Origin of the sequence: Bacteroides stercorirosoris (genome assembly GCF_900142015.1) — a bacterium.
Classification (GTDB): domain Bacteria; phylum Bacteroidota; class Bacteroidia; order Bacteroidales; family Bacteroidaceae; genus Bacteroides; species Bacteroides stercorirosoris.
Genome location: NZ_FQZN01000008.1, coordinates 161,228 through 181,421 on the forward strand (window position 1 = coordinate 161,228; position 20,194 = coordinate 181,421).

Genomic DNA, 20,194 nt, shown 5'->3' on the forward strand with positions numbered 1-20,194 from the left:
ATTTCAAGCTTTTGTTGTCCCCTTATAAATAAACCAATATATCAACGGTATGATGAACAAACTGACCAGCGTACCGATAAACATCGCCCCAATCATGGCAATGGAAAGCGGTTTCTGCAACTCCGAACCCATATCGAACGAAAACAGCAACGGCACCATCGCAAAGATGGTGGTCAGCGAAGTCATGATGATGGGGCGCAGCCTGCGTCTTCCCGCCTCATGAATAGCTTCCAGCAACGGCATCCCTGTCTTGCGCAATTCATTAATCGCATCGAGTTTCAGAATGGAGTCATTGATGATGATACCACACGTCACTATCAGTCCGATGGCGGACATCAGGTTAAGCGTATGCCCGCATATCCACAGCAACAACAGTGCGAACGCCACATCTATCGGTATTTCCAGCAACACGATGAGCGGCTGCACAAAGCTCTCGAACTGTGCCGCCAGGATGAAATACATCAACAAAATGGAAATAAACAAAATAACCACCAATTCGTCCAACATCTTCCGGTTGGAAAAGAAACTTCCGGAAAAGGCTGTATCCCAATCATTGGTAGCATCTGCAAGTTCCTTCACCTGCTGCATCAGCGGTTCCGCCTTCTGCACATCATAGAAGCGGAAAGGTATATATTCTCCATTACGTCCGGCCGTGATGGACTTCAAATCTTCCGCCGGCATCACCGACACCAGTTCGCGCAAGGGCAAATATTCAATGCCTTTGTTGTCCGCCCGCGTCGGTACCAACGTTTCCTGCAGAATGTAATTCACCGTTTGCTCCTCTCCTACAATGCTGATAGGTAGATATTGCTGGTAAGAGTGAAGAGTAGCTACACTGTTTTCCTTGAAAGCGGTTTTCAAGATACGGTACAGTTCGTCATACGACACATCGTAGAGTAAGAGTTTCTCTTTATTGATACGGATATTCAACTGGTTTTCAAAGGCAATACCCGTAGGAGCATATCCCGTCCGGGTGCTAAAACTCTCTTCAAGGCTACGCAATTCATCAGCCGTCGGCACTTTCTCCTTACTACGGGAGTAAAGTTCGGCTACAACATCTGCCTCCCCTGTCACAAACAGTTTCTCAAACACCGTTTCAGGCGGTGAGAAAGAAACAACCGCCAAAGGATATTCCGCTCTCAGAGAACGATACACTTTATCCTGCAATGGCGATATTTCCGCAGGATCTCCGGTCTTAAAATAAAGCTCGGCTTCTGAAGAAGACAAGGCCTGTTCACGATTCAGAAGATAATCCTGTTGTCCGACGGCGGCAGTTTGTTCTACGGTTTCTTCCCTGAATTTTTCGAACAGGGCATCCACTCTGCGATGATTCTCGTCCACATGGATATTCTCATTCCATTCCACACGGGCTATCAGTTCGTTCTGGTCAATTTCAGGCATGCGCTCTTTACCTATGAAGTAGAACATGAACACACATAACGGCACGGAAATGACGCAGAATACCACACTCGCAGTTTTGTGGGCGAATATGAAATCGACTCCGGCATCATAGAAACGGTCGAGTGTATGCTCCTTGATAGGATTATTGATGCGTATGCGTGAGAACCACGACTTGCGCATCCCGGTCCGGTAAACCAGCATATACAGTACCGGAAGCAGCATGATGCCTGTGAAGTAAGAGACAAGCAGCCCGACCGTTACCGAAAAGGCCTGGTCGTAGAAGATGGCTCCGGCAATGCCACTCATGAAAATCAGCGGTACGAACACCGCTATCGTGGTCAAGGACGAACTGAGCATCGGAGTAATCACCTCACTGGTACCCGCAATACACGCACGCCTCAACGAATACCCCTGTTCACGGTATTGCGAGATATTCTCCGTCACAATGATGGAGCTGTCAATCATCATACCCAATGCCAGAATCAGTCCGGACAGAGATATGATATTCAGGGACATCTTGAACAGATAGAAAAAGAGGAAGCAGATAACGATGGAAACCACCATACTCAGTCCGATAATGAAAGGAGATTTGACATCTCCCAAGAAGAGCACGGCTACGATACAGATAAAAAGGAAACCCAATGAAAGGTTCTGCTGCAGATTGGAGATGGTATAGTCCAATAATTCAGTCTGGTTGCGGCTGATGCTGAACTCAATGTCCGGATATACGCTCTGAAAATAACTCATGGTGCCGCTAATCGCCTGCTTCATGTCGTCCATGTTCTCATCCGCCTGTTTGATGACGGCTAATGTCACCGCCCGCTTGCCATTACTTATGGACACTCCCTTCTCCTTGACAGAAACAACTCCTATCCGGCAGAATTCTTCCAGGCGGATGATGCGTCCCTCCTTGTTTATAAGGATGTTTTTCACATCATCTTCCGTACGCAGCAAAGTGGAAAACTTGATGTTATATTCGTAATAACCGTCACGTACAGTCATACTGCCCGGTTCCACATTGTTTTGCGCAAGCGCATTCTCCACGTCTTGTATGGAAAGTCCAAGCACGGCAAGTTTGTTTTCGTCAGGCACTATCTGCAACTGGCGCTCTACCAGTCCGGTGATATCCACCATCGCCACTTCCGTCAGTTGCTCGATACGGCGTTTGATAACGCTTTCGGCAAACTCACACAGGTCAAGAAAGGCGCGTTTATCAGTCTGCCCGTAGGCACTGTCATTTTTCAGAGTCAAATTGAGGTAAAACACCGGAATATCAGTAGCACTTGCCTTCACCACTTTAGGACGTTCCGTATCCTTGGGCAGATAGTTCATGGCGGCGTCAATCTTTTCGTTCACCTCGATAAAGGCCAGGTCCGTGTTAGTGCCATAATCAAAACTCAAGCGGATAAGCCCCGCCCCGTCCCGCGTTTCACTATCCATATCTTTCAGGCGTGCCACTTGGATAAGCTGCTGTCTCAAAGGCTTCACCACGGTATTCTCCAACTCACGCGCGGAAGTGTTCTGAGCCGATATCTGCACCGTAATCTCCGGAATGGCAATGTCCGGCAACAAGGATACGGGCAGCGTGAAGTACGTCACCAGACCAACAATGAAACATGCGGTAAACGCCATCAGTACGGCAATGGGCCGCTGTACCAGAAACTTGACCATCCCCCTTTTAATTTTTAATTATCACCGGCGCTTCATGGGCCAAGTTCACATTCCCTGTCACAATAACCATGTCCCCTTCCTTCACGCCATCATCCGCCACTGTATAGCTCTCGGCATTTTCCAGTCCGGTGTGCACATAATTCCATTTCGCCTTTCCGTCCTCTAAAGTGAAAACCACTTGTTTGCCGGAGCGCAACACCACGGAACTTTTCGGAATAACCAGCTGCTCTCCAAGCGAACGATGCACATTGACACGGATATTCATACCGCTGAAAAGCTTGCCTTGCCCGTTTACAACGGCTTTCACCTTGACCATGCCCTTATCGTCTACCAAAGGATTTATCTCAGAAATGCGTCCTTCATACTTGGCGGAAGGATCAGCATAAGGAGTAACCACCACTTTATCACCACTCTTTATCAGGGGAAGTTCACTCTCCAATACGGTAAAATCGGCCTCCATACCTTGTATTCCGATTATTGTACAGAAAGCATCGGAAGTACCGGCAGCATTATAAGGTTTGGAAAACAGGTTGGCTACCACCCCTTCAAAAGGAGCAACCAATGTGGCGTGTTCTTCTTCGTATTTAGCCAGTTCATACTGGGAAAGACTTTGGTCGTAACCGCTCTTCACCCGCGCCAGTTGCATAATGTCATCAGGGACTTTAGCGGTATCATCCGCTACGTACCCCTGCCCGATCAGTACATCCTGTAACTCCAACTTGGATTTTTCCAAAGCATCCTTGGATTGTGCAGTCTTATTCTTTAGACGGAATTTATCCAGTTCCGCCAGCTTCTGCCCTTTGCGCACCCGGTCACCGTTCTTCACATAAATCTGTGCCACGATGCCGGAACTTTCAAAGCGTAAGTCAGCCATTCCTCCAGCCACTACCTTGCCATTGCTCACCAGCTCGTGGTTAAACGTCTGCCGTTTTAAAGTCACTACTGTCACTTCATTCTTTTCGTCCGGTAATACGGTAGTTACTCCTTCATCGGCAGCCTCTTCTTTTTTCGCACCGGAGCAAGCCGTCAGCATAAATAGCGCCAGACAGAGCAAAAGCCGGTAGTTCTGTGTCTTCATCATTCTATATCAGTTTTTCTGTTTTACACTTAGTGTATGCAAAATTAGTCGTTTTCCCCATACAAGCCGCCATATATATATGGACAAAACAAGACTGGTTACGGACCATTAATTTTCTAATTATCAATCAAGTATATTTTTGACCGTCTAGAAACAGGTGGACAAGAACATACTTTCTTCTTTATTTCGGAACCGTAATAATCACCACCGGATTAGAATCATCCGTTAGTTCTTTCAGTACCGAAAGTTTTTCGTTTTCCGCCGCTTCAGGGTTTTCCTCCATCCAGGTCATCACTTTTCCTGCATCCACAATCATCCCATATTCTCCCTGTGCGCTGTATGCTTTGGGGCGGAAGGCCATGAACCCGTTCAGGTCATCTTTGATGCCCTCCTTTTCAGCATACATCCGGGTGATATTTGTTTTCCGGTCATAAATTCCGTTAAACGTTTCCGGTTCATCGGTATACAATCCGCGGATGCACTGGAAGAAAATAGTATTATCCGTCTCAAAAACACATCCCACTAATAAGCGTTTTTCATTATCTTTGGATTCTGTACGCGCTTCAGCTCCCCAATGCCATTTACCGGTGGAGAAGGCGATATAAGGTGTCAGAGTATTCCCTTCCACAGTATAAATGGTGTCATTGAAACTCTCTTTATAACGTATCTCATTGTCACTTTTCCATAAGAAGGGAATGCCTGCAATGCTTGCCGAGGCATCTCCGCTTTGAAATGTAGTCAGAATAATTCCCGCATTTCCCTGCCTTTTGACATTGATGCTGTTTATATCATCAATTCCCCTATCAGGCAGAACCGGAAGCAGGCTGGGCACCGTATCGATCTGTTCCCCCGCTTCGTTGAATAATAACAAAGCACGCCCGTTGTCACCCACGATATTGGCGTAATGACCTATTATCGAGGAATCCGTAAAGCAGAAATCACTTGGTGAATCGGGCGGAGTAGGTATTGTAACGCTGCCACGATAATTACCTTGCAGGTCATATTTTTGCAATTTGCCGGGTCTGCGCATAAAATAAAGCAAACCATTCGCATCATTATAAGTAGGCGCCGCAGTTGAATAGGCTTCCGGATCATCACCCAAATGTCCCACTTTACTCAGAAATTTACCGCTCTCTTTATCAAAGACCAAACAGGTCTGACGTGAAAAGACGACAATCTCCTCATCCAGCAACAATATATCCGGATTTCCACCTACCAGGCACGAATCGGTAGTTTCCAATGAAACATAGCGTACATCGCTTCCTAATTCCGAAAGTTTCAATTCGGCAGGCTTTTCCATAGCTCCTGCCACATCAATAGAACATAATTCGGTAGTCGACGATTGCGGAGTACCGGTACAAGCTGCCGTCAGGCAAACCAAACCTACGGCATACAACCATTCTTTTTTCATGACTTCTTGTGTGTTTTTAGATTTAACATTCATAACATCTCCACAAATAAACTAATATTTTTAGTTTTCAAACTATATTTCATCGTTAAAGAAGTAAAAAGGGGGATTTAAAGACGTACTTGATATAGAAAAACTATCCACCATTCAATTCTTCGAAACATTCTACTCCTATTTCTAATGAGATAATTTATTTAGCTCAACAGTTGATCGGGTGAGTCACTTACTCAACTGATGTTGGTTATGAATAGAGCAGGTAATTATTACGCAGTTCAAGGCTGAAAGCCTTTCGTCTTACAGCCCAGGGCAACGCTCTGGGAATTGAGTAATGTTTATCCCTGCGCCCTGTAAGGGCATAACGGCACGCACCAGCTTTTGCCCTTACAGGGCGTAAGATTGTGGGGGACGATTCATTCCCAGGGCGTTGCCCCGGGCTGTAAGATGAAAGCCTTTCAGGCTTAGGCTGCGCTAAATTATCATTTGATTCCTTTTTTATCAGTTATGAAGACCTTGCTTCTTTACTTTGCATGCTTTATAATAAGTAATATAGTGTTGCAGCTGTGTTACAACGTTGCTGCTTATAGTTTGCAGTGACGTTGCATATAGCTTGCAGTGACGCTGCATATACTTTGCAGCAATACTGCATATGCTTTGCAGTAACACTGCATATGCTTTGCAGTGACGCTGCATAGGCTTTGCAGTGATACTGTATAGGCTTTGCAGTGACAGAAGTGACGATAGCTGACTATCAACACTCATCTTGGTAATTGAAATATATTGTAATATGGGTTCCCACTGCGATAAATATCATTAGAAAAGTCCTTTTATGCACAATACAGGGGGATTGTCGCATAGTTGCAAAACACGGATTATTTTTCTGATTTACAGCAATGTATATTCAAAAATGGCCTAAAAATCAGTGCTAACAAATCATTTGTCAGCACTGATAAGCACATTGTCGTCACTGCCTTAAAACCCCGACTGGCAAAGGGTTTGAAGGCTATTAGTGCTGAAGTGCTGACAAATATTGAAAAAACTCGATTGAATGACATACTTATTACTAATCACTTTTGTTTCTTTTTGTAGGGATATGAGTCAATTGACGAGGGGACAAGTATTTTTTATAAATGAATACACAGTGCTCCCCTCTCTTTCAAGGAAATACAGGGAATGGTCAGACGGGAACAGTCTTCCTTGAGAATGTTACTACGATAATCAGAAAGGGAAGTGTCCAAAATGACGGTACAAATATTGAATAAAGGAATCAAATCCATTATGCGCCCGTTATAACCTTTAGAAATATATAAATAATCAATCGGCAGAGGGTGATTGGAAACCTTATTCCGCCAGCGGGTATCATGAAGCAGGCAGATCCGTTTTCCGGCATAAAAAATGATATGATTGCAGAAAGTGAAACCGGAAGTGAAATAATCCGCAATCAGTGTTTGCGGAACTGGCAGATGCTTATGGTTCCAGTGAGGTGCAAGAGCGCGATGCAGACGAGCTATATCCGGCAGACTATCCGAACAAGCCAACCATGAATGCCCCTCATCCGTAAGACAATGGACAGCAGGACAATTACGAACATTATAGAAAACAATGCTTCTCTGAGGAATGGACAAACTGGCTGAAACTGTATGGTAGGTAACCAAAAGGAGCAGAGAACATAGTGCAAGGTATATGCTACGGACAGTACGAACCGCGAAATATCGGAACAACAACAAAAGGAAAAGGTAAGAAAGAAAGATTTCCCATACATCAATCCAAAGACCATCCACAGAAGATGCGGGTAACTGTTCTATCCAACGAAGCACTGTATTCTGAGTTTTCAATAAGGTATTGACTACCGAAGTTAAACAAAGTTGCAGGAAAGGAAAAGGAGTAAGAATAAGCATAAAGACGGCAGAATACAAAATCAGACTCACCATAGGAATCACCCATAGGTTTGTCAGCAGAAAATGAGTGGAAAAACGAGAGAAATAAAAAATCACCAAAGGCGCTGTACCCATCTGCGCGGCAACCGAAACGGTCAGTAATCCCCAGATATAGCGGAGAATACGATGCCGTACGGAAAGTAAATTATAAAGTTTGGGTTGTATCAGCAAGATAGCAGCCACTGCGGCAAAGGACAGTTGGAAACCAACATCGAACAGCCAAAGGGGATTATAAAGTAACATCAGAAAAGCTGTAGCAGCAAGCGTATTCAAAGTTAACGGCTTCTCCGGTTGTAAACAGGAGATGGCTAATAAGGAACACATAATAACAGAACGTACCACAGAAGCTGACAAGCCTGTAAGAAAAGCAAACGCCCACAAAAACAGGATGATAAGCAAAAGTCCGAAAGGTTTGAAAAAAGCCCACCTCTTCCAGATAAAAGAAAGAAAAATGAACAGCAAGGCATAGAGAAAACCGATATGAAGCCCCGAAAGTGCCAGAACATGGCTGGCTCCCGTCACAGAATATGTTTCCAAAATGTCCTCACTCAAATTCTCCTTGTCGCCCACCGTGAGAGCTGAAAGTACGGCAAGATTATCTCCCCGAAAACCCAAACGACGATATAGCCCCACCACTTCCTCACGATAATCCAAAGCCATCTGCCGGAGGGTACGGGAAGTCTCATGTTCCACCACCCGCCAATGCCCGCCAGGTACATAAGCAGTAGCACTGCCTCCTTTACGGATAAAGTAGCGTACATAGTCAAACTCATCAGGATTACCATTATTAGCAGGAGGCATAAGCCGGGCATGCACCCAAAGTTTATCCCCCCGGTTTAACAGTACCGAAGCGGAATCTTTCGGAAAATACAATAAAGCAGTATGAGCATATTCTTTCGTGCGTGTAGCATTATCTCCTACCTTTCCCTCCAAATGAACACGACACAAGACACTCCGTTCTTTCATCTCCGGCTTCTCCCGGATGACTGCCTGATAAACCTCCGCCTTATCAGAAAAAAGAAAATCCGTACGGTGCAGCCGTTCCTCCGCCATTCCTGCGCCTAAACCTAAGCAACAAAGAAAAACAGAAATGCCGTATAACCAATGAAGACGATATTTATTAGAAAAGAAGTACGTAATAAAAAGTAACAAGAAACCTGCCAGACAAGTCCAAACAGGGAAAAGGGTGAAGGGTAAATCAAGCTGTTCTGACGAAGCGTGCAAAAGACATTCCGTCCGATGATGAAAAAAGTACGCATCCCCGCATATAATACCGCCTGCAAACGGCATCAAAAGTCGTAAGAAAGGATGTCGTTGCAGGCTGTTAATTATCAACTGAATAGAAGAATTAGAGTTCCTTCAATGAATGTATCATCCTTTCAGGATCAGGAGCGGCGAAAACGGCACTTCCGGCAACCAGGGCATCTGCACCAGCAGCAATCAGACGTGCCCCTGTCTCCAGATTAACCCCACCGTCCACTTCAATCAGAGCTTTCGAGCCGGTACTGTCTATCAAAGCACGCAACTCACGCACTTTCCCAACCGTATGTTCTATAAACTTCTGACCGCCGAAACCGGGATTCACACTCATGAGCAGCACCATATATACGTCCTGGATAATATCTTTCAACATTGACACGGGCGTAGCCGGATTAAGCGTTACGGCAGGCTGCATACCTGCCTCGCGTATCTGCTGCACCACCCGATGCAGATGCGGACAAGCCTCATAATGCACATTCATGGTATGCGCCCCCAGCGCTTTCACTTCACTAATGAATTTTTCGGGCTGTACAATCATCAGATGCACATCCAGAGGTTTGGTAGCCATCTTTGCCACATATTTCAATACAGGAAAACCGAAAGAGATATTAGGAACAAACACACCGTCCATAATATCAATGTGGAACCAGTCGGCTTCACTGCGGTTCACCATTTCCAAGTCCTTTGCCAGATAAGCGAAATCTGCGGACAAGATAGAAGGAGCTATGATTGGTTTCATAATACACTACATTTTACAGGTCATACATAGTTATAACGTACAAATGTAGACAAAAGATTTCATTCATCCTAATATAATTCCCTGTAAGCCCTGCGGAAGCTGAGGTTCCACCCGATAGTTACGGGCAAAGCTACGGAGAAAGGCAAGGGTCTTTTCAGAAGGTTGCGGACGTTCTCCTGACACAGGAGCAGCAGAACTGCGTACTTTGACGGATGAAGAAGCAAAAGAAGGAGTAGTTTTTTTATTCATAGGCCTATCAAATTAAAAATTAAATGTTGAGGTCACCGGCTGCCCGTTATGAAATGGGAGTCTCTTTATATAATAAGAACGGGAGAGAAAGGGAAATAGTATACAGGAAATTATAAAAAAACATGAGATATGTAAACAAAGCAACCCAGGATGATGTAGTGACACCATACCCGGGTTCTTTTACTGATCGAGATGAAATAATTTATTTCGTTTTGGCTAAATCAAATGAGAAAGTAGTGACGGGAAGTTCAAAAGGTTCACCATTCACTTTTACCGCTGTCACCTGAAGTTTGAAAGCCAATTTGTCGCCGGTATAAGCAAAAGTAGCTGCCTCAGAAGCCGCAACTGTCACTTCCACTTTCAAATCAGGAGCTTCTTCCTCTCCTTCACCTTCAGCGGTTTCTTCCGTCGGAAAGTTGATTTCAAGAACTAAAGGTTCGGTAGTAAGCGCCATATTAATGGCAGTTTTATCATCATTAAAGGTCGGCGTGTACTTCATTTTATAGCTAACATCGCCTACTGCTTCAATGATTCCGGAAGCTGCTTCCTCACCCACAATGGATGTTATCAATTCCGCTACCGGAAACTTCTCAAATACGACTTCGTCTTTTGTTACTTCTGCGGTAACAGTCGTACCTCCGGGCGTTTCTTCACCTTCTTCCGTTGCCGGAGCTACAACAATGGTTTCCATTGTTCCGGTATACTTACCTACTACGTCAGTCAATGCGGGAGAGTTTGGGTTAGGTTCGTCATCGTCATCACAAGAAGTAAATGTGGTTACCAGGCCAAAGGCCATTACAAGAAACATGAAACGCTTTAGATAGTGTACTTTTTCCATGACATAAAAATTTTAGTCTAGTTTGATAAATAAATTAATAATTCACATAATTAAGGTTGTACGTACATTAGGTTAAATGCAGTATATTGCATAAATACTGCATCACGAAAAGGAAAAAGCTTGTTAAAGGATGTATTTTTCAGTCCACGGTCAGGGCTATTCCATGCTTCTCCGCCATCCGGCGCAGGTTCAATATAGCATAGCGCATCCGCCCCAAAGAAGTATTGATGCTGACTCCCGTCATCTCTGCTATCTCTTTGAAACTGAGGTCTTGATAAAAGCGCATATGTACCACTTCGCGCTGCTCGTCCGGCAGATGTCTCATCAGGCGGCGTACATCTGCAAGAATCTGATGATTCACAATTTCAGATTCGACCGTTCCTTCGGAAAGACGGATATTATTCAGTAAATTCCGTTCTTCTTCATCACAGGATACCAGATTTTCCTGTTTTTCCTGACGGAAACAGTCAATAATGAGATTATGGGCAATGCGTGTCAGCCAGGCAGGGAATTTACCGTTTTCATTGTAACGTCCCTGCTGAATAGTGATGATAGCTTTCGTGAAAGTCTCCTGAAAGATGTCCTCTGCCAGTTCTTCATTGCGTACAGTATAATAGATGTACGCATAAAGACGGTCTTTATAACGGTTCAACAGGATATCGAATGCTTCGTTGTTGCCTTGTGCATAAAGCACTACTAACGTTTCGTCAGCAGCATTTGCTTGTATTTTCATTACGTGTGTTTTTTAGTTTTCAGCGTAATGTATTCCGATAGGCATTCGATGTTTTAGGAGTTAATAATATGCAAAGAAAAGAAATATTTGGGAAAAGAGCAAGAGCTATAAAGGATAATTTAGTTGACAAGGGAAGAAGTTGGCAAAGGGCTGCGCTGTATTCACTGTAATCATTCATCATGACCTTGTTTTCTCGTCCCCTTATTCCCTTATCAACCTGCCAATCTCACGCCATCCGAAACTCTTCCGTCAATCGGAAACCACGCAAAAGTTCATCTGTTCTCAGCCGTTTCTTACCCGGCAGCTGTAAAGCATGGATACCAATAAAACCGTCTGTTGCAGCTATGTGGATATAACTTTTACCATCCGTCAGCAAAGTGCCGGGAGTAAATTGGTGAGCTTTGATTATCTTTTCCGTCTCAAATATCTTCATAACCACCGCCTCGCCGTCAGGCTGAACCAACTCCGACCATGCAGCAGGATAAGGAGACAAACCACGTATAAAGTCATAAATACGTTTCACCGGCTGGTTCCAGTCAATGCGGCAAGTTTCTTTAAAAATCTTCGGCGCAGGGCGCAATTCACCAACGACAGCCATTTCTTCCTGCGGAATAGGTTTCACCGCATCACTCAAGATAGCATCCACAGTTTCGGTCACCAACTTTCCACCAAGCATCATCAGCTTATCATGCACTATGCCCACATTGTCTGTATCGGCAATAGGAATCCGCACCTGCTGGATAACTTCGCCTGTATCAATCTCATGGCGCAGAAAGAAAGTCGTGATACCCGTTTCCGTATCACCATTGATAACCGCCCAGTTGATGGGTGCAGCACCCCTGTATTGAGGCAAAAGGGAAGCATGAAGATTGAATGTTCCCAAACGTGGCATATTCCATACCACCTCGGGCAACATGCGAAAAGCAACCACTATCTGTAAGTCAGCTTTCCAGTCGCGCAAAGCCTGAACAAAAGCCTCATCTTTCAGCTTCTCCGGCTGCAACAAGGGAAGATTCTGTTCAAGTGCATACTGTTTCACAGGAGAGAACTGGAGCTTATGTCCCCGTCCTGCCGGTTTATCAGGCATGGTGATAACACCCACTACATTATATCCACCCTCTACCAAACAACGCAAAGCCTCCACTGCAAAGTCGGGAGTACCCATATAAACTATCCGCAAATCTTCTTTCTTCATCATTTCATTCACAATTTACAATGTACTTAGTCTTCTGAAAAATGTACCAACACCTGACGGTAAGAATTGAATATCTTCGATTTGGAAACAAATCCCAGATAATGTCCTTCTTCATCCACCACAGGAAGATTCCACGCTTGCGTATCATCAAAGGTACGCATTACCTGTTCCATACTGTCCGTATCATACAGGCGAGCCGGAATGGCTGTCATCAACTTGCCCACCGTGAAACGATGATACAACTCCTGGCGGAACATAATGTTCCGGATATCATCCAGAATCACAATGCCAATCAAGATTCCGGTCTTATCCGTCACGGGGAATATATTGCGGCGGGAAGCAGAAATAGCCTTTACCAACTCACCCAAGTCCATTTCCGGATGAACGACTACGAAATCCTTTTCCACCACATTTTCCACTTTCATCAGTGTCAGTACCGCTTTATCCTTATGATGTGTCAGCAACTCACCTTTCTTCGCCAAACGCATGGAATAGATACTATGAGGCTCAAAAACAATAATCGTCAGATAAGAACTGGCGGCCACAATCATCAACGGCAGGAAAAGGTCATATCCCCCGGTCAGCTCGGCTATGAGAAAGACTCCCGTCAACGGGGCATGCATGACGCCACTCATTACGCCCGCCATTCCCATCAGGGCGAAGTTCTTTTCGGGCAAATAATAAGAGAAATCGAATTTATTGCTGAAAAAAGCAAAGACGAAACCGGCAATACATCCCAGATACAGAGAGGGTGCAAAGATACCGCCACAACCGCCACCGCCATTCGTAGCACTGGATGCAAAGACCTTGAAAAGGATAATCAGCATCAGATAGAGCAACAGCAAGTTACCATGCCCATAGAAGAATGAATTGTTCATCACCGTATCCCAATCGGCATTGGAAGTACCGTTCAACAATAACTCGATGGTATCGTAACCTTCACCGTAGAGCGGAGGAAAGAGGAAAATCAATATACTCAACATAACTCCTCCCAAAGCCAATTTCTGATAAGGGCCTTTCAACTTACCGAACACCCCTTCTACCGAATTCATGGCACGGGTAAAGTAAAGTGAAACCAAACCGCAGAAGATCCCCAACATGATAACGTAAGGAATACGTTCCATTTCGAATGCCTGGTCGAGATGGAATTTGAACATAGCTTCCGTACCGGTAGTGATATAAGACACGGTAGCGGCAGTCACCGCAGAAATCAATAACGGGAGTAAAGAAGTCATAGTCAGGTCTATCATCAGCACTTCCAACGTGAATACCAATCCGGCAATAGGCGCCTTGAAGATACCGGCAATAGCACCGGCAGCACCACAGCCTACCAGCAGCATCAGTGTACGATGCTCCATCTTGAAGACACTTCCCAAGTTGGAACCGATAGCCGATCCCGTCAGCACAATAGGCGCCTCCGCTCCTACCGAACCACCGAAACCGATGGTTATGGAGCTGGCAATCACAGACGACCACGTATTATGCCGCTTGATCCGTCCCTGCCTCCGGGAAATCGCATAAAGGATTTTGGTTACTCCGTGACTGATATCGTCCTTCACCACATAGCGCACGAACAATCCTGCCAGAAAAATACCTACCACCGGATAAACCAGATAAAGGTAGTTAGCTTCCGTCGTATTGAAATTATTCGTCAGAAAATTCTGTATCCAATGTATCAGCATCTTCAGTATCAAGGCGGTAATTGCCGTAAATATACCTACCAGAAAGCTGAGTATCAGAATAAATTGCTTTTCCTTAATATTTTTCTCGCGCCATAATAGGAAACGCTGAAACAAACTTCTCTTCTCTTTTTCCATTATACCTATTTATATACCCTTATCCTGACAAACCGGACGAAGGCAGCTGCCTGAAGCAGCATCATTTATTCGCGTATGATTTTTATAACGCCTCCCTTATCCAGCTTGATGATACTGGATGGTTTCGGATGTCCTGCTTCATCCTGGCGATACCCCACTACATAGTCTACCAAAGACTTAAGTTCTTCTGTGATTTCACTGAAATTTGCCGGTGAAGGTTGTCCGCTGACATTAGCGGATGTAGAAACAATTGCCTTGCGGAATTGTTGGCAAAGACGTTTCGAGAACTCCTCATTCGTCACCCGGATACCCACGCTGCCGTCTTCGGCGAGCAAGTTGGGAGCCAGATTGCGTGCACCGGAATAGATGATGGTCAGCGGTTTGTCTGCGACCTCAATCAAATCCCAGGCCACTTCCGGCACATCCTGCACATAGAAGTCCACCTTTACGGCAGAATCGACCAATACCAGCATCGCCTTGCTGTCCGAGCGCTGCTTAATCTCATACACGCGCCGCACAGCTTCCTCGTTAGTGGCGTCACAACCAATGCCCCAAATGGTGTCGGTGGGGTACAGAATGACTCCGCCTTCGTTCATCACCTGACAGGCTTTTTTAATATCTTCTATCATTTCTTGGTGTATAAATACAGTGATTAACACGCAAAAGTACTATTTTTGCACGGATTAATAGAAAAGTTTAAGAGAAAACAATGGAAGAAATTCAATTTAACCACACCCTGCCCATACAACTACGATTTAATGATGTCGATAAGTTCGGCCACGTGAACAATACGGTTTACTTCTCTTTCTATGATTTGGGAAAAACCGAGTACTTTGCTTCTGTGTGTCCGGATGTCGATTGGGAAAGAGACGGTATCGTCGTTGTACACATCGAAGCGAACTTCCTTGCACAGATTTACGGTTCGGACCACATTGCCGTACAAACTGCCGTTACGGAAATCGGAACTAAAAGTTTTCACCTCGCCCAGCGGGTGATCGACACGGAAACAAAGGAAGTCAAATGCGTTTGCACCTCCATCATGGTTGCTTTCAATCTTGAAAAACATGAATCCAAGCCACTGGAAGAGGAATGGATTCAGGCAATCTGTAAATATGAAGGGAGAGATTTGAGAAAGAAGAAATAAAGGATTTCCTCATCACTTCACCCGGTGAATCTTCCGGTATTCAGCGGGTGAACATTCTTTCCACAACTTAAACTGACGAGACAGGTTCTTATAATCGGATAACCCCACTGACATAGCAATATCTGCAATAGGTTCGTTACCCTCCAACAATAATTGGGAAAAACGCTCCATGCGTAAATTAAAAATATACTGGTAGATAGAACTTCCGGTGACTTGCTTGAAGTGTATCTCCAACAATCTTCTGGACAAGGGAACTTGGCGCACAATATCTTCTACCGTAAGCTTGGCAGCCAGATTCTGATGTATATATTTCAGAGCAATCAGGATATAGGGATCACCGGTAGAATAAATATCAGTCGAGAGCCGGTTCACTATGCTTGTAGGATGTATAACCACATCTTCGCAAGAAACTTCTTTATCCCGTATCAACCTTTCTATCAATTCGGCAGCTTCATATCCTCCTTTCGCTATATTCAGGTTCACACTGGACAAAGGAGGATCGGACAAACTACAGATAATCTCATCATTATCCACCCCCAAAACCGCTATTTCTTCAGGAATCTTGATGCCCAGCACCCTGCAAACTTCCATAATCTTATTTCCTTGTGTATCATCGCAGGCCATCAATGCCAGCGGATGCGGCAAAGACTTAATCCAGCTTGCTAACGGTTCGGATTCATAATACCACAAGTTTTCCAAAGGTTGTTTCTGGTATTCAAAGAAATTATCCCCAAACCCCTTCTCTGTGATTCTATCCCGAAACCCCAGACAACGTTCTTCTGACCAGACCACATTCTCATAGCCATAAAACGCAAAATTACGAAACCCTTTTTGCAGAAAAAAATCAGCAGCCATCCGCCCGGTCAACTTATATTCGCTTGTAATATTGGGAATAGTCGAAAAGCGAGACTTGAAATCCTGAGCCAATGCGATGATTCCATTCTCCCGGAATAACTCCACATCATCGCTATCATCAAACTGGGCAATAATAGCATCTGCCTGCCACTTTTTGGCCCATTTCAACACTCCGGGAATGCCATGAGCCTGTTTATAAGAAGGGGGCATCCGGCATACCACCCAAGGTTCGCGCTCCTTGGAGTATTCCAGAATCCCCCTTAATAGATTGTGGGCAAAAGCTTCGGTAAAATCTGTCAAAAGAATTAATCTAATCATAGTGCCCGCAAGTTACTCACTTATTTCGTGTTCCCCAAAGAGAGTTCCATCTTTTTCTCCGGTACATTCCAGCCGGAAATTGTCAAAGTCACAGACTTTGCCTGAGCTACTGATTGTGGCACAACACATTTCAAAGTCCGTTTTCCCCCGGGGATTACAGATAAATAATTATCCTCCCAGAATACCGGATAAAGCAGTTCTCCCTTTTCATTTTTCAGTGAAAGACGAATAAAGAATGCTAATGCCGTCGAAGCATTTTCAAGTGTGACTTCAACTATCGCATTATCTTTCTCTTGCCTGACTATGGCATTCATATCACAGTTTGCCCGGGGCATAGTTGCCAGTCCGGTAAAATCGGCTGACTTCTTAACCGGAGTCCGTATCCAATCTGTATTTACCCAATCATTCACATCCTGCGTGGCCGAAAGACAATAGAAGTTATCAATCATGAGATCACCCTCTTTATCATTCAATTGCAAATATAAAAAAGCATTGTCTTTTACTACCGGAACGTCAAAAGCCTTCACCACCGTATAAGGAGCAACCTCCAAGTCTGTGGCTTGCTGCGCCGATATTTTACCATCAAGACCGTACAAAGACATCATTCCCCGCATCCGGACCGTTTCCGCACCTTCATTTACTGCATAAACTACATTCCGACCATAATGATATATCAATTGTTGCGGAGTATTGGATTTCTTCACAGAATAATATGCAGCAGTCGGAATCAGATAATGATCGTATAACTGCCAGTACAAGGAAGGCCAAGCAGAATTAAGCATCCATTGCACAATGCCCGTGGCACGGGGAATATTTACACGAAATGCCTCGAACATAGTACGTGTACCTTCATAGTTCAGCCAATCTGCTTTCAGAAGAAAATCATTCAGATCTTTAGCCTCACCATAGCGGGCAGTAATACTCTCTTTCAGAACTTCCAGAGAATTCATGGCCGCATCGGAAACCGTGCAATGATAATCCCACTCTTTACCCGCCGGCCAAAGTTTATCAGACGGAATCATCCTGCGTAGTGACTCTATTACGGGCAATTGTGCCCCGATTCCTGTTTCTGTATTAAATCCGAACGCCCCACCCGGCGCTTCTTCCGAATACCAATAGCCGGGAGCAACATAATCATACGGACCCGCCATTTTCATGCCGGTAGCTCCCGTCACTTCACTGGTCAGCTCTTTAGCCGCTCCTATGTAAGGACGATCATCTGTCTGAGACAGGTAAGCCTGGTAACGTTTCTCCAACTCGGGACGCGGAATCATATCACTGCCCACAAACCATGCAATAATGGACGGATGATTGCGTAACCAAAGTACCTGGTCATTCAGTGAACGGGCTATCAGATCCATGTCTGCCTCAGACTTGATTCCACCAAACTCATCACACGGAGAACCAAGATAATTATCCCATTCCCAATGACAGCTCCACCCTACCAACACCAATAAGCCATAGCGGTCACACAAATCATACACACTCTGAGAAGTTCCCCAAATATTCTCAAACCGGATAGAGTTCAGATTCATATCACGTACATACTGAACCTGTATCTCATTAGTGGCAGGCGTATCCCGCAGGAAAATATCATCCGTCCAACCGGCACTTCTCACCAACACTTTTTTGCCATTCAACAAAAATCCACGATATCCTTCTTCTGTAAAATAGTCCTTTATCTCACGCACACCGAAGTCTACGGTTTCCTTGTCTGACGTCTTACCATCTATCTCGAAAGCCAGATCCATACTGTACATTTCCGGATTACCCATATTATGACACCACCAAATGCGCGGATTCTTTAAATGTAATAAATCCGCTTCTTCCGAGGTTACTTTCACCCTTTTCGATTCTTTGGCAGCAAGTGATACCGGGATGCAGAACGTCTTTCCTTCCAGTGTTCCGGTCAGTTGTCCCGTCACGGTTTGATCAGATTCATTCGTCAACTGAGTTTCTACTGTCAACCAAGCCTCGTCCAACGTTTCCGTGTTTACTTTAGAGTGTACTACGGAATTTTCCATACTCACCTCATTGTTCATCAGTATACGTACTTCCCGAAAGATACCCATACTCTCATCTGCCGGACGCGGATTCCAATCCACAAAGCCTATATTCGGCTCTCCGGGTTGCGCTCTGAATACTTCCACAGCCAATATATTCTTCTCCTGAGCCACTTCCGTTATATCCAGTCTGTGACGACGGAAAGTTCCATACACAGAATCACGAGCAGCAATTTGCTTCCCGTTCAACCAGATATTAGCGGCATAACTGACACCATCGAACATCAGCGAAGCATGTTGTCCTTTCGCCAGACGCGGCAATTCAAATTCAGTCCGATACCACCATGTAGTATCAAAAAGAGATTTATCGATATTTTCATAGTTCATCCCTTCCAGTACATCCGTATAAATCCCATTCCGGATTAATGTACCCATCACTGTAGAAGGTACTATTGCATCATACCACTCATCTGTTTTCACCTGAGAGGAGGAAATTTCTTCGCCCGAAGAGGATATCTTAGCCGAAGACTGAACCTTCCATCCATCCGAAAGCAGTGAATCACCCGCAGACAAGTCACTTTTTTCGCACGAAGACAGCGTCATTGCAAGACAACCGAACAAAGTCAACGATTTAATCAAATTACTTTTCATATACTCTTAACTCTAAATTATTTTTAATGACTTCCTACTAAAGCGGATGCACCCAACAGTGCCACATCTTCCACCTCAGTAACAAAAACCTTCACCCGCTTCACCGTTTCTGCATAAGGAAATGTCTGCATAGCCTTATACATGGCATGTTGATAGAAAGCAAATGCAGACGCTATACCTCCACCTATCACAATGGCTTCGGGATCGTACGTAAACAGTACAGCTTTCATCAATTCACCTATATGAGAACCAAACTCATCCCAGACTTCCAAAGATTTCGTATCTCCCGTTGCCGCTCTTTCCGCAGCTTCCTTACCAGTCAGGTTATGATACCTGACAAAAAATCCGCTACTGCAATAATGTTCAAAATCATAGGAAAGATAGGGTAAGGATCCCACTTCTCCCGCACCGGTATTCTGCCCGCAATAGAGTTCGCCATTTATAATGATTCCCGTACCGATACCTGTGCCGATTGTCATTCCCACTAAATTCCGGTACCGCCTCCCTTCGCCGAAAAGTTTCACCCCCAGCGCAAAGCAATTAGAATCGTTATTGATATAAGCCGGAACCGAAAAACGTTCTTCCAGCAATCGCTTCAACGGAACCTCCTTCCAGGAAGGAATATTCGCTACATTATATACGACACCTTCCTCTGAGTCGACAACCGAAGGAACTCCCACACCTATGCCTTTCACTTCCGGACACATCATCAGGTTTATCAAACTCTCCAACCGGGCTAACACTTCCTCATACGTTGCTTTAGCGGGGCAAGATACAACTTCTTTTCTTACTAAAGAACCGTTTTCCACTAAACCAACGCGCATGTTGGTTCCTCCTAAATCTATACCTATTTTCATTTCCTATAATTTATATTCAAGAAAGCGGAAGCAGAGAACATCA

The 20,194-nt window shown here is 44.7% G+C and carries 15 protein-coding genes; 1 reads left to right on the plus strand and 14 read right to left on the minus strand.

What is annotated here, in order from left to right:
- Positions 1 to 3: 3 nt before the first annotated feature.
- From BUC01_RS08015 to BUC01_RS08075, 11 genes are all read right to left on the minus strand, one after another.
- Positions 4 to 3,072 (minus strand): efflux RND transporter permease subunit, encoded by a 3,069-nt coding sequence (locus tag BUC01_RS08015; RefSeq protein ID WP_073313277.1) that lies wholly within the window; start codon positions 3,070 to 3,072, stop codon positions 4 to 6.
- 7 nt (positions 3,073 to 3,079) lie between these two features.
- Entirely contained in the window at positions 3,080 to 4,153 is a 1,074-nt protein-coding gene (locus tag BUC01_RS08020) for an efflux RND transporter periplasmic adaptor subunit (protein WP_081795842.1), read from the minus strand.
- Positions 4,154 to 4,331: 178 nt separating this feature from the next.
- Complete coding sequence (locus BUC01_RS08025; RefSeq protein WP_025834205.1) at positions 4,332 to 5,561, minus strand: DUF4934 domain-containing protein; 1,230 nt, start codon at positions 5,559 to 5,561, stop codon at positions 4,332 to 4,334.
- 1,118 nt (positions 5,562 to 6,679) lie between these two features.
- A complete protein-coding gene (locus BUC01_RS08040) occupies positions 6,680 to 8,782 on the minus strand; it encodes a ComEC/Rec2 family competence protein (protein WP_083595452.1) in 2,103 nt (700 codons plus the stop codon).
- Positions 8,783 to 8,840: 58 nt separating this feature from the next.
- Positions 8,841 to 9,491, minus strand: a complete 651-nt coding sequence (rpe, locus tag BUC01_RS08045; protein WP_025834210.1) for a ribulose-phosphate 3-epimerase — start codon at positions 9,489 to 9,491, stop codon at positions 8,841 to 8,843.
- A gap of 63 nt (positions 9,492 to 9,554) precedes the next feature.
- Positions 9,555 to 9,740: a hypothetical protein gene (locus BUC01_RS08050; RefSeq protein ID WP_025834212.1), complete on the minus strand. Its 186-nt coding sequence runs from the start codon at positions 9,738 to 9,740 to the stop codon at positions 9,555 to 9,557.
- Positions 9,741 to 9,942: 202 nt separating this feature from the next.
- Entirely contained in the window at positions 9,943 to 10,578 is a 636-nt protein-coding gene (locus BUC01_RS08055) for a DUF4840 domain-containing protein (protein WP_025834214.1), read from the minus strand.
- Positions 10,579 to 10,717: 139 nt separating this feature from the next.
- Entirely contained in the window at positions 10,718 to 11,311 is a 594-nt protein-coding gene (locus BUC01_RS08060; protein ID WP_025834216.1) for an RNA polymerase sigma factor, read from the minus strand.
- Positions 11,312 to 11,537: 226 nt separating this feature from the next.
- Complete coding sequence (gene fmt / locus BUC01_RS08065; RefSeq protein WP_073313280.1) at positions 11,538 to 12,509, minus strand: methionyl-tRNA formyltransferase; 972 nt, start codon at positions 12,507 to 12,509, stop codon at positions 11,538 to 11,540.
- Between the two features lie 23 nt (positions 12,510 to 12,532).
- Complete coding sequence (locus tag BUC01_RS08070; protein ID WP_025834218.1) at positions 12,533 to 14,323, minus strand: chloride channel protein; 1,791 nt, start codon at positions 14,321 to 14,323, stop codon at positions 12,533 to 12,535.
- 65 nt (positions 14,324 to 14,388) lie between these two features.
- The gene (locus BUC01_RS08075; protein WP_025834220.1) at positions 14,389 to 14,952 is read right to left on the minus strand and encodes an L-threonylcarbamoyladenylate synthase; all 564 of its coding nucleotides are present in this window, start codon (positions 14,950 to 14,952) and stop codon (positions 14,389 to 14,391) included.
- An 80-nt stretch (positions 14,953 to 15,032) separates the two neighbouring features.
- On the opposite strand from BUC01_RS08075, the gene BUC01_RS08080 reads away from it, so the two are divergent.
- Positions 15,033 to 15,467 (plus strand): acyl-CoA thioesterase, encoded by a 435-nt coding sequence (locus BUC01_RS08080; RefSeq protein WP_025834222.1) that lies wholly within the window; start codon positions 15,033 to 15,035, stop codon positions 15,465 to 15,467.
- 12 nt (positions 15,468 to 15,479) lie between these two features.
- On the opposite strand, the gene BUC01_RS08085 is transcribed toward BUC01_RS08080, so the two are convergent.
- From BUC01_RS08085 to BUC01_RS08095, 3 genes are read right to left on the minus strand one after another with little or no spacing between them, the layout of a single operon-like run.
- Entirely contained in the window at positions 15,480 to 16,640 is a 1,161-nt protein-coding gene (locus BUC01_RS08085) for a DNA-binding transcriptional regulator (RefSeq protein ID WP_073313282.1), read from the minus strand.
- Between the two features lie 20 nt (positions 16,641 to 16,660).
- Positions 16,661 to 19,294, minus strand: a complete 2,634-nt coding sequence (locus BUC01_RS08090; RefSeq protein WP_073313284.1) for a glycoside hydrolase family 2 protein — start codon at positions 19,292 to 19,294, stop codon at positions 16,661 to 16,663.
- Between the two features lie 23 nt (positions 19,295 to 19,317).
- Positions 19,318 to 20,151: an ROK family protein gene (locus BUC01_RS08095; protein WP_073313286.1), complete on the minus strand. Its 834-nt coding sequence runs from the start codon at positions 20,149 to 20,151 to the stop codon at positions 19,318 to 19,320.
- Positions 20,152 to 20,194 lie beyond the last annotated feature (43 nt).

What these genes read in the sequence shown, in the direction of transcription:
- BUC01_RS08060 (WP_025834216.1), bottom strand. Translation starts at nt 11,311, where the DNA reads ATGAAAATACAAGCAAATGCTGCTGACGAAACGTTAGTAGTGCTTTAT.
- BUC01_RS08075 (WP_025834220.1), bottom strand. Translation starts at nt 14,952, where the DNA reads ATGATAGAAGATATTAAAAAAGCCTGTCAGGTGATGAACGAAGGCGGA.
- BUC01_RS08015 (WP_073313277.1), bottom strand. Translation starts at nt 3,072, where the DNA reads ATGGTCAAGTTTCTGGTACAGCGGCCCATTGCCGTACTGATGGCGTTT.
- BUC01_RS08090 (WP_073313284.1), bottom strand. Translation starts at nt 19,294, where the DNA reads ATGAAAAGTAATTTGATTAAATCGTTGACTTTGTTCGGTTGTCTTGCA.
- BUC01_RS08020 (WP_081795842.1), bottom strand. Translation starts at nt 4,153, where the DNA reads ATGATGAAGACACAGAACTACCGGCTTTTGCTCTGTCTGGCGCTATTT.
- BUC01_RS08095 (WP_073313286.1), bottom strand. Translation starts at nt 20,151, where the DNA reads ATGAAAATAGGTATAGATTTAGGAGGAACCAACATGCGCGTTGGTTTA.
- BUC01_RS08040 (WP_083595452.1), bottom strand. Translation starts at nt 8,782, where the DNA reads ATGCCGTTTGCAGGCGGTATTATATGCGGGGATGCGTACTTTTTTCAT.
- BUC01_RS08080 (WP_025834222.1), top strand. Translation starts at nt 15,033, where the DNA reads ATGGAAGAAATTCAATTTAACCACACCCTGCCCATACAACTACGATTT.
- rpe (WP_025834210.1), bottom strand. Translation starts at nt 9,491, where the DNA reads ATGAAACCAATCATAGCTCCTTCTATCTTGTCCGCAGATTTCGCTTAT.
- BUC01_RS08025 (WP_025834205.1), bottom strand. Translation starts at nt 5,561, where the DNA reads ATGAAAAAAGAATGGTTGTATGCCGTAGGTTTGGTTTGCCTGACGGCA.
- fmt (WP_073313280.1), bottom strand. Translation starts at nt 12,509, where the DNA reads ATGATGAAGAAAGAAGATTTGCGGATAGTTTATATGGGTACTCCCGAC.
- BUC01_RS08055 (WP_025834214.1), bottom strand. Translation starts at nt 10,578, where the DNA reads ATGGAAAAAGTACACTATCTAAAGCGTTTCATGTTTCTTGTAATGGCC.
- BUC01_RS08050 (WP_025834212.1), bottom strand. Translation starts at nt 9,740, where the DNA reads ATGAATAAAAAAACTACTCCTTCTTTTGCTTCTTCATCCGTCAAAGTA.
- BUC01_RS08070 (WP_025834218.1), bottom strand. Translation starts at nt 14,323, where the DNA reads ATGGAAAAAGAGAAGAGAAGTTTGTTTCAGCGTTTCCTATTATGGCGC.
- BUC01_RS08085 (WP_073313282.1), bottom strand. Translation starts at nt 16,640, where the DNA reads ATGATTAGATTAATTCTTTTGACAGATTTTACCGAAGCTTTTGCCCAC.